The 14197-nt window shown below is 71.5% G+C and carries 11 protein-coding genes; 8 read left to right on the top strand and 3 right to left on the bottom strand.

Annotation, left to right across the window (positions count from 1 at the left end; genetic code table 11):
- Positions 1–2: 2 nt before the first annotated feature.
- Positions 3–614 carry a MarR family winged helix-turn-helix transcriptional regulator gene (locus KIH74_RS33365; protein WP_214160423.1) on the bottom strand — a complete coding sequence of 204 codons (612 nt, stop codon included), beginning with the start codon at positions 612–614 and terminating at the stop codon, positions 3–5.
- 124 nt (positions 615–738) lie between these two features.
- Here KIH74_RS33365 and KIH74_RS33360 point away from each other — a divergent pair, with 124 nt between their 5' ends.
- On the top strand, positions 739–1302 hold the full coding sequence (locus tag KIH74_RS33360; protein ID WP_214160422.1) for an NADPH-dependent FMN reductase: 564 nt from the start codon (positions 739–741) through the stop codon (positions 1300–1302).
- Between the two features lie 619 nt (positions 1303–1921).
- Positions 1922–2356 carry a protein-tyrosine phosphatase family protein gene (locus tag KIH74_RS33355; RefSeq protein WP_214160421.1) on the top strand — a complete coding sequence of 145 codons (435 nt, stop codon included), beginning with the start codon at positions 1922–1924 and terminating at the stop codon, positions 2354–2356.
- Between the two features lie 65 nt (positions 2357–2421).
- Here the strand turns inward: KIH74_RS33355 and KIH74_RS37270 are convergent, their stop codons facing one another.
- On the bottom strand, positions 2422–7389 hold the full coding sequence (locus tag KIH74_RS37270) for an Lhr family helicase (protein ID WP_246573680.1): 4968 nt from the start codon (positions 7387–7389) through the stop codon (positions 2422–2424).
- A gap of 167 nt (positions 7390–7556) precedes the next feature.
- On the opposite strand from KIH74_RS37270, the gene KIH74_RS33345 reads away from it, so the two are divergent.
- From KIH74_RS33345 to KIH74_RS33330, 4 genes are read left to right on the top strand one after another with little or no spacing between them, the layout of a single operon-like run.
- Positions 7557–7784: a DUF3046 domain-containing protein gene (locus KIH74_RS33345; RefSeq protein WP_214160420.1), complete on the top strand. Its 228-nt coding sequence runs from the start codon at positions 7557–7559 to the stop codon at positions 7782–7784.
- Positions 7781–8863, top strand: a complete 1083-nt coding sequence (locus KIH74_RS33340; protein ID WP_214160419.1) for an ABC transporter ATP-binding protein — start codon at positions 7781–7783, stop codon at positions 8861–8863. Before KIH74_RS33345 ends, KIH74_RS33340 begins: the two co-directional genes overlap by 4 nt.
- Before the next feature lie 10 nt (positions 8864–8873).
- Positions 8874–9683, top strand: coding sequence for an ABC transporter permease (locus KIH74_RS33335; protein ID WP_214160418.1), 810 nt, complete (start codon positions 8874–8876; stop codon positions 9681–9683).
- Entirely contained in the window at positions 9680–10516 is an 837-nt protein-coding gene (locus tag KIH74_RS33330) for an ABC transporter permease (protein WP_214160417.1), read from the top strand. The genes KIH74_RS33335 and KIH74_RS33330 overlap by 4 nt, the downstream gene beginning before the upstream one ends.
- A gap of 10 nt (positions 10517–10526) precedes the next feature.
- Here the strand turns inward: KIH74_RS33330 and KIH74_RS33325 are convergent, their stop codons facing one another.
- Complete coding sequence (locus KIH74_RS33325) at positions 10527–10964, bottom strand: ankyrin repeat domain-containing protein (RefSeq protein ID WP_214160416.1); 438 nt, start codon at positions 10962–10964, stop codon at positions 10527–10529.
- A gap of 649 nt (positions 10965–11613) precedes the next feature.
- Between KIH74_RS33325 and recA the strand changes: the two genes are divergently transcribed.
- Positions 11614–12648, top strand: coding sequence for a recombinase RecA (gene recA / locus KIH74_RS33320; RefSeq protein WP_214160415.1), 1035 nt, complete (start codon positions 11614–11616; stop codon positions 12646–12648).
- Between the two features lie 110 nt (positions 12649–12758).
- Positions 12759–14186 carry a RecX family transcriptional regulator gene (locus KIH74_RS33315; RefSeq protein WP_246573679.1) on the top strand — a complete coding sequence of 476 codons (1428 nt, stop codon included), beginning with the start codon at positions 12759–12761 and terminating at the stop codon, positions 14184–14186.
- The last annotated feature ends 11 nt before the right edge of the window (positions 14187–14197 follow it).

The raw sequence follows: 14197 nt of genomic DNA, 5'->3' as shown, positions 1-14197 counted from the left end.
GGTCAGGGGTTCAGGCCCGCACGCAGCTCGGCCGGGTCGCGGGACAGGCCCGGCCGCTCGTTACGGCTGTGCAGTGCCCGGGCCAGCACCCGCCCTTTCGTGTCGAGCCCCTCGGCCAGCGCCGCGCCGATCGCCGTCAGCTGTTCGAACTGCGCGGCGGAGAGCCGGTTCACGAAGATCTCGTTGACCAGGCCGATGTGCCCGGCGGACGCCTCGGCGAGCTTGCCCCAGCCGTCATCGGTCAGGCGCACCTGGCGGGAGCGGCCGTCCTTCTCGTGCACGCGCCGCTGCACGAACCCGTCCTTCTCGAGCCGGGCGGCCACCCGGGAGATCCGGGGCAGGCCCAGGTTGGTGGTCGCGGCGAGGTCGGTGAGGCGCAGGGCGTGCCCGTCCGCCTCGGCCAGCTGGGCGAGGCAGAGGAACTCGGCGAACGACAAATCGCTGTCGCGCACGAGCTGGGCGTCCAGGGCGACGGGCAGCAGCTCCATCACGGCGACCAGATTGAGCCAGGCGTCGGCGGCGGAGCGGTCGAGCCAGGGCGGTCCGCCGCGTTCCGGGCCCTCGTACCCGATCTCCAGCCCGGCTGTCCCCGGTCCATCGTGCCGATCCGTCATGACCTGACCGCCTCGTCGTGTGTCGTTGGTCCCGATCCCGGAGCCGATGGTTGCGGTCACCATCATCCAGTGCTGTACTTGCGATCGCAACTAAGTAATTGAGCACTCAAGTATGGAGAAGGTCATGAAGATCGGCATCATCGTCGGATCCGTCCGCGACGGCGCGCGTCGTACGGAGGCCATCGCCAAGTGGCTGCTGTCCGCCACCGACGGCCGGACCGACGCCGAGTTCGAGCTGATCGACCTGAAGGCGTTCGACGTGCCGCTGCTGACGTCGCCGGTGGTGCCCGCCGCGGCCGGCAAGAAGTACGACTCGGCGAACGTGCAGCGCTGGAGTGACGCCGTCGACGCGATGGACGGCTTCATCTTCGTGACGCCGGAGTACAACCACGGCGTGCCCGGTGCCTTCAAGAACGCCTTCGACTCGCTCGGTGCCGAGTGGGCCAGCAAGCCGGTCGGTTTCGTGTCGTTCGGCGCCGACGGCGGCATCCGCGCCGTCGAGCAGTGGCGTCAGATCGTGGCCAACTTCCACATGGTGGACGTGCGTGCCCAGGTCGCGCTCTCGATGTTCTTCGACGTCGAGCCCAGCACCCAGGAGCTCGCGCCGATGGAGCGCCGTCAGGGTGAGGTCGCCGGCCTGCTCGATCAGCTCGTCGCCGCGGTGAAGCTGCACTCGCAGGCCGTCTGACCAGGATCTTCCTCCTGGGTCGGCCCCATCCTGCCGCGCAGGCCTCCTGCCCCGGCACGGGTGTGTGGGCCTGCGCGGCTGCGCATCACGGAAACAGGCGCTGCGGGCGGGGAACCCAACAACCTGGGGACGTTTGCGGTCGCGTCGGGCGGTGCGGGCGACGGAACTCGACGGCTTGGGGGCGCCTGCGGTCACGTCGAGCGGTGCGGCGGCTGGGACCGGACGGCTTGGGGACGCCTGCGGTCACGTCGAGCGGTGCGGCGGCTGGGACCGGACGGCTTGGGGACGCCTGCGGTCACGTCGAGCGGTGCGGCGGCTGGGACCTGAGGGCTTGGGGACATCTGCGGTCACGTCGAGTGGTGCGGGCGACGGAACTCGACGACCTGGCGGCGCGTACGCTCACGCCGAGCCGGCCGGTGTGGGTGGGCTCACCCCCCCCGGGACAGACCTCGCACCGGTGGTGGCGGACTCCGGGGTGGGCGGGGCTCCGGGGTGGGCGGCGCCGGACCTGGACCGGATCCTGGCCGCGCGGTGTAATTTTCGCGGGTGAGACAGCTGGCCCGGCGCGTGAGACGGTTGCCGGGCGCAGTTCTGGCGCGACGAGCGGCGAGGGGCGTGGATGTCCGGGGGATGGCCGGCAGGATCGGCCGGGGTGCTCACCCTGCCGTCGGGGCGTCTGGTACGGGGGCGCGGCCTGCGCGACGGCCCGCCCACCGGTCCGCCCCCGGAGTTCGGCGTGTACCTGCTGGGCCGGCGGCCCCCGGAGGTCGCCTGGGAAGCCCGATGGATCCGCTGGCCCGACTTCCGCCTGCCCTCGGACCAGGATGAGGCCCTGGCCGTTCTGCGGGAGGCTCTGTCCCGGGCCGCTGACGAACGTGTCGAGATCGCCTGCCACGGCGGACGAGGTCGCACCGGCACCGCCCTCGCCTGCCTGGCGGTGCTCGACGGGGTGCCGCCCGGCGAGGCCGTGTCTTACGTGCGCGAGCGGTACTCGCGGCACGCCGTCGAAACGCCTTGGCAGAAGCGGTATGTCAGCCGGTTCGGCCCGGCCTGACCGCCGCTGTGCTGCCCTGTGCTGCCCTGTGCTGCCACTGTGCTGCCACTGTGTCGCCGCTGCGGTCATGCCCGCAGCCGCAACCCCCTCGGCGTCGCCCGGAAGCCCGCGTTCTCCAGCGCCTGGGCCAGCGGATTGTCGCGGCCGAGCACGCCCTCCCCGTCGGCCTTCTCCACGGTCAGCTTGCCCAGCGCCCCCTCCCGCACCGCCAGGGCCAGGGCGTCGGCGGCGGCGCGGAGCAGTTCCTCCTCGTCAGTCCAGCTCAGCAGGGTGCGCCCACCCCGCTCGACATACAGCGTGAGAGCCCCGTCGACCAGGATCACGATCGCCCCGGCCTTACGTCCCGGCCGGTGGCCGGCGTTGTCGGCCGGACGCTCGGGCCACGGCAGCGCCGCGCCGTAGGGGTTGGCCGGGTCGGCCGCCGCCAGAACCACGGTGCGCAGCCCACCTTCGGAGGCGAACGTCTCCCCGGCCGGCCTGGCCGACGCACGCAGCCGGTCCACCGCCCCCGTCCCGGCGAACTGCGACGCCCCCAGCCCTTCGACGAAGTAGCCGCGCCGCACCCGCCCCGCGTCCTCGAACCCCGACAGCACCCGATACGCCGCCGCGAACCCGCCGGCCACCCGCTCGGCCATCACCGCACCCCGGGTGACCACGCCGTGCCGTTCGAGCAGCACCTCGGCCTGGGCGTGCGCCCGCGCCGTCGGATCGGGCTCACGCTCGGGAAGGAGCGACCAGCGCCCGGCCGCGAGCGGCGGCCCGGTCCGGCTCGGCATCGACGGACGTCCTGCCCCGGCCCGCGCCGCCCGCAGCCCGCCGTACCTCCCGTAGCGGGCCCGGGGCGGGGCGGCACGGGTCTTGTGCGTCGTGCGGCCCCCGGACAGCCGTGCCCGCAGCGCGGCCAGCGTGTCGTTGCTGATGCGCCCGGCCCAGACCAGGTCCCACAGCGCCGCCGTGAGCTTCTGATCGTCGGTGCTGCTCACGGCGGCGCTGAGGGCCCGGAAGAAGTAGGCCCCGCCCCCGGCCAGGGCGTCGAGCACGGCGAGATGCACTTCCTCGGGCTCGAACTCGGCATCCTCGGGGGGCAGGGTCAGCGGGGCCAGGTCGGCCGGGTGCAGCGAGACCCAGCCGTCGTCACCGGGCAGGCTGCCGTGACCGGCCCACACCACCTCACCGGCCGAGGTCAGCTCGTCGAGCATGGCCGGCGTGTATCCGGGCACCCGGCCGGGGATCACCAGCGTCTCCAGTGCGCTGGCCGGGACCCAGGCCCCGGCCAGCTGCTCGACCGCGCGCAGCACGCCGTCGACACCACGCGTACGTCCTCCGACGCCCTGCCAGCCGGGCAGGAACCGGGCCAGGTCGAGCGCCGGCACCGGCTCCACCTCCGCCCGCAGCGCCGCGAGTGACCGCCGTCGTAAGGTGCGCAGCACCTCGGCGTCGCAGTAGTCGGTGCCCTTCCCGCCGCCGCACTCCAGTGGCCGCAGTTCGCCCTGCACCAGTCGACCGCCGTCGGCCAGCCGCCGCAGGCCGTCGACCACCACGACCGCGCCCAGGCCCAGCCTCGTCGCCAGGTCCTGCGCCGTGAACGGCCCGTGTGAGCGGGCGTACCGCGACAGCAGGTCACCCAGTGGATCGGGCACGGGCTCGGTGAACACCTCGGCGACACCCACCGGAAGCGCTGTGCCGAGCGCGTCGCGCAACCGCCCGGCGTCTTCGACCGCGGCCCAGCGTTCCTCACCCGAGACGCGCACCCGGATCAGCCGCCGGGCCCCTTCGAGTTCGCTGAGCCAGCGCGCCACCTCAGCCGGTTCGGCCGTGGGCGCGGCGGCGACCTGCCCGGCGACCTGCCCGGCCGCCTGCCCTGCGACCTGCCCGGCCGCCTGCCCTGCGACCTGCCCGGCCGCCTGCCCGGCGACCTGCCCGGCCGCCTGCCCGGCGACCTGCCCGGCCGCCTGCCCGGCGACCTGCCCGGCGACCTGCCCGGTCGACAGCTCGGCATCCGCCGCCAGACGCTCGGCCTCGGTCTCGTCGCCGCCCCAGCCCTCGGCCTCACCCGGCGAGACCTCGCCCCCACTCGCCGCCTCGGCCCGCGCCCAGGCGTCCGCGTCGACGGTGCGCTCCACCACCTCAGCCGTGGACAGCGGCCCGATCATCCGCACCAGGTCGGCCACCTGCTCCATCGTGCGCGCCCGCCGGTTCGGTGCCAGCCGCTGGAGCTCCTCCTCGGTGCGCCGCAGTGCCGACGGATCGAGCAGGTCACGCAGCGACGCGCCCTCACCCCGCCCGAGCAGCTCGGCCAGCAGTGCCGGGTCCAGGGCCAGCGCGGCGGCCCGGCGCTCGGCCAGGGGCGAGTCACCCTCGTAGAGGAACTGGGCGACGTAACCGAACAGCAGGCTGCGCGCGAACGGCGACGGCTGCTGACTGGTCACCTCGACCACCTTGACCGAGCGGGACCGCACGTCACGCATCAGCGATTCCAGCCCCGGCACGTCGAACACGTCTTGAAGACACTCGCGCAGCGTCTCCAGCACGATCGGGAAACTGCCGTAGCGGGAGGCCACTTCGAGCAGCTGCGCGGCCCGCTGACGCTGCTGCCACAGCGGCTGGCGCTTGCCGGGCTGACGCCGTGGCAGCAGCAGGGCCCGCGCCGCGCACTCGCGGAACCGGGAGGCGAACAACGCCGAGCCGCCCAGCTCGGCGGTCACCATCTCCTCGACGTCTTCCGGTTCCAGCACGATCAGGTCCGCGACGTCGGGCGCCGAACCGTCGTCGGTCTCGATGTCGGGCAGCCGCAGCACGATGCCGTCGTCACCGGGTGCGGCCTGCACGTCCACCCCGAAGCGCTCACGGAACCGGGCCGCCAGAGCCAGCGCCCACGGGGAGTGCACCTGCCCGCCGAACGGCGAGTGCACCACCACCCGCCAGTCGCCGATCTCGTCGCGGAACCGCTCGATCACGATCGTCTTGTCGTCGGGCAGGTGCCCGGTGGCCTGCTTCTGCTCGGCCAGGTAGGTGAGCAGGTTGTCGGCCGCCCACTCGTCCAGGCCGGAGGCGCGCACCCGCTCCCGGGCCGCCTCGTCCTTCATCCGCCCGAGCGAGCGCACGTAGGCCCCCACCGCCCGGCCCAGCTCGGCCGGGCGTCCCTGCTGGTCGCCCTTCCAGAACGGCAGCCGGCCGGGCTGACCCGGTGCCGGGGTGACGAGAACCCGGTCGTGGGTGATGTCTTCGATGCGCCAGGCGGACGAGCCCAGGGTGAACACGTCGCCCACCCGGGACTCGTAGACCATCTCCTCGTCGAGCTCGCCGACCCGCCGCCCGGCCCCCTTGCGGGCCTCGTCGCCGCCGGCCAGGAACACCCCGAAGAGCCCACGGTCGGGGATGGTGCCGCCGCTGGTGACCGCCAGGCGCTGCGCGCCGGGCCGGGCGGTGAGCACGTCGCCGTGCCGGTCCCAGACCAGACGTGGCCGCAGCTCGGCGAACTCGTCGCTCGGATAACGCCCGGCGAGCATGTCGAGCACCGACTCCAGCACACCGCGGGTCAGCGAGGCGAACGGCGCCGAGCGCCGCACCAGGTCTTCCAGTTCACCGACCGGCCACTCGTCCATCGCCACCATCGCGACGATCTGCTGGGCCAGCACGTCGAGCGGGCTGGCGGGCACGGCCAGCTGCTCGATCGCGCCCTCACGCATGCGCTCCACCACCACCGCGGTCTGCACCAGGTCGCCGCGGTACTTCGGGAACAGCGCCCCCTGCGACACCGCCCCCACCTGGTGCCCGGCCCGGCCGACCCGCTGGAGGCCGCTGGCCACGCTGGGCGGCGACTCCACCTGGATCACCAGGTCGACCGCCCCCATGTCGATGCCCAGTTCCAGACTGGAGGTGGCGACCACGGCGGGCAGCCGCCCGGCCTTGAGCTCACCCTCGATGATCGCCCGCTGCTCCTTGCTGACCGAGCCGTGGTGCGCCCGGGCCAGCACCGGCAGCGCGCCGGCCGAGGCCCCGGAACCCCCCATCAGCTCGGCCGGCCGCACACCGCCGTGGTCGGGGAGCTCCTCCTCGGCGAGCGAAAGCCGTTCCGTCCAGATCTCGTTCAGCCGGGCCGTGAGCCGCTCGGCCAGCCGCCGGGAGTTGGCGAAGACCAGCGTGGAGCGGTGCGCGGCGATCAGGTCGACGATGCGTTCCTCGACGTGCGGCCAGATCGACGGGCGCCGTGCCGCCCCGGCCGCGGCGCCGGTGAGGTCGTCACCGGGATCGGCGCCCGCCCCCGGGACGCCGTTGGAATGGTTGTCCAGCTCGGCCATGTCGGCCACCGGCACCACCACCTCCAGGTCCCACTGCTTGGTGGAGGGGGGCTGCACCACCTCGACCGGGTTGCGGCCGCCGAGCCAGCGGGCGATCTCCTCGATCGGCCGCACCGTGGCCGACAACCCGACCCGCTGGGCCGGGCGCTCCAGCAGGGCATCGAGCCGTTCCAGCGAAAGAGCCAGGTGAGCACCGCGTTTCGAGCCGGCCACGGCGTGCACCTCGTCGATGATCACCGTCTCGACCCCGGCCAGCATCTCCCGGGCCTTCGAGGTGAGCAGCAGGAACAGCGACTCGGGCGTGGTGATGAGCACGTCGGGCGGGGTGCGGGTGAAGGCCCGGCGCTCGTCGGCCGGGGTGTCACCGGAGCGCAGCGCCACCCTGACCTCGGGCAGCGGCAGGTTCAGCCGCCCGGCGGCCTGCCGGATACCGGCCAGCGGTGAGCGCAGGTTGCGTTCGACGTCGACCGCGAGCGCCTTCAACGGCGACACGTACAGCACCCGGCAGCGGTGGGACGGCTCCTCGGGGGCCGGGCTGGAGGTGAGCCGGTCGAGCGCCCAGAGGAACGCGGACAGCGTCTTGCCCGACCCGGTGGGCGCCACCACCAGCGCGTGCCGGCCGGCGCTCACCGCGTTCCAGGCCCCGGCCTGCGCCGCGGTGGGCGCCGCGAAAGCCCCCGTGAACCATGCCCGCGTAGCCGGCGAGAACCGCTCCAGTACCTGATCCATCATGCCTCCAGCACCCCCCTCGCTCACGGAAAGGATCCTCACACGGACCACCGACAATTTCGGTTCGATCACCGTCCCCGCAGGTCAATGACCACGCACGGGTCCTCCCGGACAGCCGGGAACCGGGAATCCCCGCGCGCGCCCCGCCCCGGCGGTGGCATGCTCGTGCGGTGCGCAGCAGTGAGTTCTGGGAACTGGTGGACGACGAATTCGGGCGGGCCCACGGCCGCACGCTGGTCCGTGACCACGTGCTGCTGGAGCTGGGCAACCGCACGGCCGAGCAGGCGATGGACGCGGGGGAGCCCTACCGCGACGTCTGGTTCGCCCTGTGCCGGTCGATGGACGTGCCCCGGGAACGCCAGTGGGGCAAGGACGAGAAGGAGAGCCGTCGAGCATGACCTCAGGGGCGGGGGAACGGCCCACCACCGGTTCACGGACGGACGGTACGGCAGGCACCCGGCACCACAGCGAACACGACGACCTGAGGATCGCGCACGACGCCGATCCCGGTCCCGGCCCCCACGACGTCCCCGCGGGCGTCCCTGAGAAAGACGTCCTGATCAAGGCGCGCGGGCTGACCAAACAGTTCGGCGACTTCGTCGCCGTCGACGGCATCGACATCGACGTACGCCGGGGTGAGGCGTTCGGGTTCCTCGGCCCGAACGGTGCGGGCAAGTCCTCCACAATGCGCATGATCGGCTGCGTCTCACCCCTGACCGCGGGCACTCTGACGATGTTCGGCATGGACCCGGAGGCCGACGGGCCGGCGATCCGCGCACGTCTCGGCGTGGTGCCGCAGAAGGATCTGCTCGACGAGGAACTCACGGTGCGCGAGAACCTCCTGGTGTACGGCCGCTACTTCGGCCTGTCCCGCTCCGAGGTGGCGGTCCGCGCCGACGAGCTGCTGCGGTTCGCCCAGCTCACCGAGCGGGCGAAGAGCCCGGTGGAACCCCTGTCCGGAGGCATGAAACGCCGCCTCACCATCGCCCGCGCGCTGATCAACGCCCCCGAGATCCTGCTGCTCGACGAGCCGACCACCGGCCTCGACCCGCAGGCCCGGCACGTGCTCTGGGACCGTCTGCACCGGCTCAAGCAGCAGGGCGTCACGCTGGTGCTGACCACGCACTACATGGACGAGGCCGAGCAGCTGTGCGACCGCCTGGTGGTGATGGACGGCGGCCGGATCGTGGCCGAGGGCTCGCCCCGGCAGCTGATCGAGCGGTATTCCAGCCGTGAGGTGGTGGAGGTCCGTTATCCCGGATTCGACCTGGAACGGCACCGGGACCGGCTGCCTCTCGGCGACCAGGCCGCCCGGGTCGAGGTGCTGCCCGACCGGTTGCTGATCTACACCGCGAACGGCGACGCCACCGCTCGGCTCGTCGACGCCGGCCCGGACCGCCCGCTGTCGGTCCTGGTCCGGCGCAGTTCGCTGGAAGACGTCTTCCTGCACCTGACCGGCCGCACGCTGATCGACTGAGGAGACGGCGATGAGCACACCCACCGTCAAGGCGCCGCCGCTCGCCGATCCCGGGCGGGCGCTGGCCGCTCTGGAGTACTGGCTGCGTGCCTACCGGCGCACCTGGCGTTCCAGCGCGGCGACCGCCTTCGCGATGCCCCTGGTCTTCCTTCTGGCGTTCGGTTTCGGGCTCGCACAACTGGTGGACGGCGACGGGCCGGGCCGGATCGGCGGCGTCCCCTACCTGACCTTCGTCGCACCGGGCATCCTGGCAGCCGGTGCGATGCAGGGGGCGTTCGCCGAGTCGACCTGGCCGATCCTGTCCAGCCGGAAGTGGAACGGGCACTACCACGCGCAGGCCGGGTCCCCGCTGACGATCGCCGACATCGTCACCGGGCACCTGTTGTTCATCACCCTCCGGCTGGGCCTGGGCGCCGTCGCATTCGTCCTGGTCGGATCCGTGTTCAAGGCCTTCGCCTCGGCCGGGGTGGTGCTCGCGGTCCCGGCCGCTGTGCTCACCGGGCTGGCCCACGCCACTCCGCTCATCGCCTTCGCCGTCACCCGGGAGAGCGACACGGACTTCTCCGTCCTCATCCGTTTCGTGATGACCCCGCTCTTCCTCTTCGCGGGCACGTTCTTCCCGGTCGGCCAGTTCCCCTGGGCGGTCGGGGCACTGGCCCGGCTGACGCCGTTGTGGCACGGCACCCAGCTCTGCCGCGATCTCTCAACCGGGGACGCAGCTCTGCTCACCTCCCTGGGGCACCTCACCTACCTGCTGCTGTGGGGTGTGGGTGGATACCTGCTCGCCCTGCGCTCCTACCGGAAGATGTTGCTGTCGTGAGCGGTCTCGTCGACGCACCCGCCACCGGTCGCCCGGCGGACTGGATCCACCGCACGGCGGTCCTGCTCGGCGAGTTCGGCGGGGCTGGTGCGGTGATCGAGCGGAACGCGCGCACCGCCCGGCGGGGACTGGTCGTGCTGCTGTCCGGTTTCTTCGAGCCGCTGTTCTACCTGCTCTCCCTCGGCGTCGGGATCGGCGCCCTGGTGGGAGAGGTGCACTACGGCGGAAAGTCGTTCGGCTACCAGGAGTTCATCGCCCCGGCGCTGCTCGCGGCCTCGGCCATGAACGGCGCGATCGCGGACTCGACGTTCAACGTGTTCTGGAAACTCAGGTACGCGCGCGTCTACGACGGCATGCTGGCCACGCCGCTGGGCCCGCGCGCGGTGGCGGCCGGGGAGATCTCCTGGGCGCTGCTGCGTGGTGCCGGCTACGCGACGGCTTTTCTGCTCATCCTGCTGGTGGCCGGGTTCGTGCGGTCGTGGTGGGCGGTGCTCGCCGTACCGGCGGCCACGCTCGTCGGCCTGGCCTTCGCCGGCGCGGGCATGGCCGCGACCACGTTCATGCGTTCCTGGCAGGACTTCGACCTGGTGAATCTCGTGGTGCTGCCGCTCACGCTGCTCTCCACCACCTTCTACCCGCTCTCCACCTACCCGCACGCGCTGGGGCTGCTCGTGCAGCTCACCCCGCTGTACCACGGGGTCGAGCTGGAGCGTGCCCTCGTGCTCGGCACCCTGGACCTCTCGGTGGCCGTGCACGTGCTGTACCTGCTGCTGCTCGGCGTGGGTGGGCTGTTGCTGGCCGGGCGCAGGCTGGAGCGGTTGTTGTTGTCCTGAGGCCGCGAGGTCAGTCGCGCTGACGGGCGAACTGCACCGGGATCGAGGCCGTCACCGGAGAGAGCACACCGGTCAGGCCCATCCGCTCGGCCAGCCGGCGCGGGCTGATGCCGACGGAGTTGGCGGCGTCCGGGTCGGCGCCGCGGGCCAGGAGCGCGTCGGCGGCCTCCCGGCGGCCGTGCGCGGTGAAGATGGCGCGCCACAGCGGCGTGTTGCCCCAGCGGTCGGTGCCCCGGGTGTCGGCGCCCGCGGAGATCAGCAGGGCGACCACCTCGGGGTGCTGCTCCTGAGCGGCGAAGTGCAGCGGGGTGAAGCGGACGGCGTCGGGCTGGTTCGGGTCGGCGCCCTCGGCCAGCAGCCGGGCGACCTCAGCGGCATCGCCGTCGGCAGCGGCGTAGTGGAGCGGGGAACGCCCGAACTCATCGGTCTCGCGGAGTGCATCGATCATGTCCGGCATTGTGCCTCTAAGTAACGTCCATTTCCACCCCAATCCGCTTCGTGTCACACCCTGTTCCGAAAATTGTGTTCTCGCGTGTGGCCAGTGATGATGCAGCGTCAACGGGGAACTACGGGGTGAGAGACGGGTAACTTTCCGACCCTTCCTGGGTGCAGTCTGTGATCACATTGCGTGTTCAACAGTGATTGCGCAGAGTGACAAAATGAGGTGCATGGATTCGCGCTGGGAGCTTTTGCAGGGGTTGCAAAATGCAACTATGCGACAACTGTTGACACAGGTGAAGCATGGGTCGGGCGGTTCTCCGGGGGCGGCTGCCGGGCCTGTCGAGGCGCTTGGATTGCGGCCCGATGGCGATCCGGCGTCGATCCGATGACGGGCGCCGCGGGTCGTGGTGGCGGTGAGTGACCCGGGCGTGTCACTTGTCCGTCCGAACACTTGTTCGGATAGAGTCCCGGTGTTCCGGTGGCGCGGGGTCGAGGGAGATCGTGTTTTCCACCGGTGCATCGAGTGCCCGGTTATCCACAGGGCGAAGTTACTCGGCGAAGATTGTCGGTGGTCGCGGCTAGCGTCTCCACCGACGCGAAGGATTCCGGCGCACCGCGACACCTCGCGAAGCCGGCCGACTGTGAGGTGAACACTCATGCCCGCTCCCGCGGACCGTGAAAAGGCTCTTGACGCCGCCCTGGCCCAGATCGACCGGCAGTTCGGTAAGGGCTCGGTCATGCGGCTCGGAGACGACAGCCGCCCCCCGATCGAGGTCATCCCGACCGGATCGATCGCTCTCGACATCGCGCTCGGCATCGGAGGCCTGCCGCGAGGCCGGGTCGTCGAGGTCTACGGTCCGGAGTCCTCCGGTAAGACCACCGTGGCCCTGCACGCCGTGGCCAGCGCCCAGCGCGCCGGTGGCATCGCCGCCTTCATCGACGCCGAGCACGCCCTCGACCCGGAGTACGCGAAGAAGCTCGGGGTCGACGTCGACGCGCTGCTGGTCTCCCAGCCCGACACCGGTGAGCAGGCGCTCGAGATCGCCGACATGCTGGTGCGGTCCGGTGCGCTCGACATCATCGTCATCGACTCTGTCGCGGCCCTGGTGCCGAAGGCGGAAATCGAGGGCGAGATGGGTGACAGCCACGTCGGTCTCCAGGCCCGCCTGATGTCGCAGGCGCTGCGCAAGATCACCGGTGCGCTGAACAACTCCGGCACCACCGCGATCTTCATCAACCAGCTGCGCGAGAAGATCGGCGTGATGTTCGGGTCCCCCGAGACCACCACCGGTGGTAAGGCGCTGAAGTTCTACGCCTCGGTCCGACTCGACGTCCGCCGCATCGAGACCCTGAAAGACGGGTCCGACGCCGTGGGTAACCGCACCCGGGTCAAGGTCGTCAAGAACAAGATGAGCCCGCCGTTCAAGCAGGCCGAGTTCGACATCATCTACGGTCAGGGCATCTCCCGTGAGGGCGGCCTGATCGACATGGGCGTCGAGCACTCGTTCATCCGGAAGTCCGGCGCCTGGTACACGTACGAGGGCGACCAGCTCGGCCAGGGTAAAGAGAACGCGCGCGGGTTCCTGCGCGACAACCCCGACCTGGCCAACGAGCTGGAGAAGAAGATCAAGGAAAAGCTTGGTGTGGGCGCGAAGGCTGACGCCCCCGCTGAGGTCGCGGTCGCTTTCTGATCCTTGTGATGCCCCGCTACGGGTTCCGGTCGACCTCCTCCGGTACCGGCCGGTGTCTGTAGCGGGGCTCAAACGGCCTGTGGTGGGGCCCGTTCGAAGGTGAAGCAAGCATGACCGATGACCAGCGACGGTCCCGGGGTGTCCCGGAGGGGGGCACCCCGGGACTGGCGACTGTCCATGACCTGTTCTCCGGCCGCGCCCCCAAGCGGGGCGCGGGTGCCAAGGGCAGCAAGAAGGATCCAGGCCGGCCTGACGGTGCGAACAACACCGGCGGCCCGAACAGTGCCGCCGGCCCGAACAACACGGTCGTCAGCCTGGACGGCACCCGACTGAATCAGCACGACCTGCGCGACATGATCGCGCAGAAAGAGGCTGAATGGCGGGCCGCCCGTTCGGCCGAGACCGGTCGTGAGACCAGCCATGAGACAGGCCGCGAGAGTAACCGCGAGGCTGACCGCACGGCCGGCCGTAAGAGCGACCGCGAGACCGGGCCGGTCGGCGCTCGCTGGGCGGATGATGCCGAGACGCGCGATCCGGCAGTAGAACCGAGCCCCGGTGCGTGGTCCGGCGCCAAACAGAGCCCCGATGAGGATCTGGTCCAGCCCGCGTGGAGCAGCCCCGACTGGGCGGGGGAGGGATCCGCGCGGGATCCAGGGCGAGGTTCCGGTCCGGGCACGCCGCTCCGCCAGAACCGCAAGAACCGGGAGAACCGCCAGAACCGGGAGAACCGCCAGAACCGGGAGAAGCAGCCCCGAGGTCTGCGCAGGGTGGGCCGTGACGAAAGCCGCTGGGCGGGAACCGCAGACGGTGCCACCACTCATGACGGCACCGGTCACCCCGACCACTCCGACGCCGACCCTACGACAACGGGCCGCAGCTCCCGCGACCGCGACGGCAGCTCCCGGGGCCTGAGCCGCAAGCGCCGCGATCCCGCAGAGGGCAACTCCCGCGGCCTGCGCCGCAGAGCCCGCGAGAACGACCCTGGCGACAGGTCCTCCACGGACGAGACCGAGACCGAGGTAGATCCCCGCACACCCGCCGAGCACGAGGAAGATGCCCGCGAGATCCTGCTGAGGCAGCTCTCCGCCGGTGACCGCACCCGCTCCCAGCTGGCGAAGGTGCTGGCGCAGAAGGGCATTCCCGACGACATCGCCGCGGCTGTGCTCGACCGGTTCGAAGAGGTCAATCTGGTCGACGACTCCGCCTTCGCCCAGCAGTACGTCGAGAACCGGCACACCGGGCGGGGTCTGGCCAAGCGGGCACTCGCCTACGAACTGCGTCAGAAGGGTGTGGCCGACGAGACCGTCCGCGAGGCCGTGGACTCACTCAGCTCCGACGACGAACTCGCGGCGGCCCGCCAGCTGGTACGCAAGAAGGCGCCCAGCATGACCAAGGACGACCCGGAACGCCGCATGCGGCGCCTGGCCGGCATGCTCGCCCGCAAGGGCTACGGCTCGGGCATCGCCTATCAGGCCATTCGTGAGGAACTGGCCGATCTGGACGCCGAGGGCATGTTCGGCCATCCCGACTTCGACTGAACTACCGGCGA

It is taken from the genome of Kineosporia corallincola, assembly GCF_018499875.1.
Classification (GTDB): domain Bacteria; phylum Actinomycetota; class Actinomycetes; order Actinomycetales; family Kineosporiaceae; genus Kineosporia; species Kineosporia corallincola.
The sequence above is the reverse complement of the archived record's forward strand: the minus strand, read 5'-3'. Positions and strand labels throughout refer to the sequence as shown.

What these genes read in the sequence shown, in the direction of transcription:
- KIH74_RS33340 (WP_214160419.1), top strand. Translation starts at nt 7,781, where the DNA reads ATGACCTCAGGGGCGGGGGAACGGCCCACCACCGGTTCACGGACGGAC.
- KIH74_RS33325 (WP_214160416.1), bottom strand. Translation starts at nt 10,964, where the DNA reads ATGATCGATGCACTCCGCGAGACCGATGAGTTCGGGCGTTCCCCGCTC.
- KIH74_RS37270 (WP_246573680.1), bottom strand. Translation starts at nt 7,389, where the DNA reads ATGATGGATCAGGTACTGGAGCGGTTCTCGCCGGCTACGCGGGCATGG.
- KIH74_RS33365 (WP_214160423.1), bottom strand. Translation starts at nt 614, where the DNA reads ATGACGGATCGGCACGATGGACCGGGGACAGCCGGGCTGGAGATCGGG.
- KIH74_RS33315 (WP_246573679.1), top strand. Translation starts at nt 12,759, where the DNA reads ATGACCGATGACCAGCGACGGTCCCGGGGTGTCCCGGAGGGGGGCACC.
- KIH74_RS33360 (WP_214160422.1), top strand. Translation starts at nt 739, where the DNA reads ATGAAGATCGGCATCATCGTCGGATCCGTCCGCGACGGCGCGCGTCGT.
- KIH74_RS33355 (WP_214160421.1), top strand. Translation starts at nt 1,922, where the DNA reads ATGTCCGGGGGATGGCCGGCAGGATCGGCCGGGGTGCTCACCCTGCCG.
- recA (WP_214160415.1), top strand. Translation starts at nt 11,614, where the DNA reads ATGCCCGCTCCCGCGGACCGTGAAAAGGCTCTTGACGCCGCCCTGGCC.
- KIH74_RS33335 (WP_214160418.1), top strand. Translation starts at nt 8,874, where the DNA reads ATGAGCACACCCACCGTCAAGGCGCCGCCGCTCGCCGATCCCGGGCGG.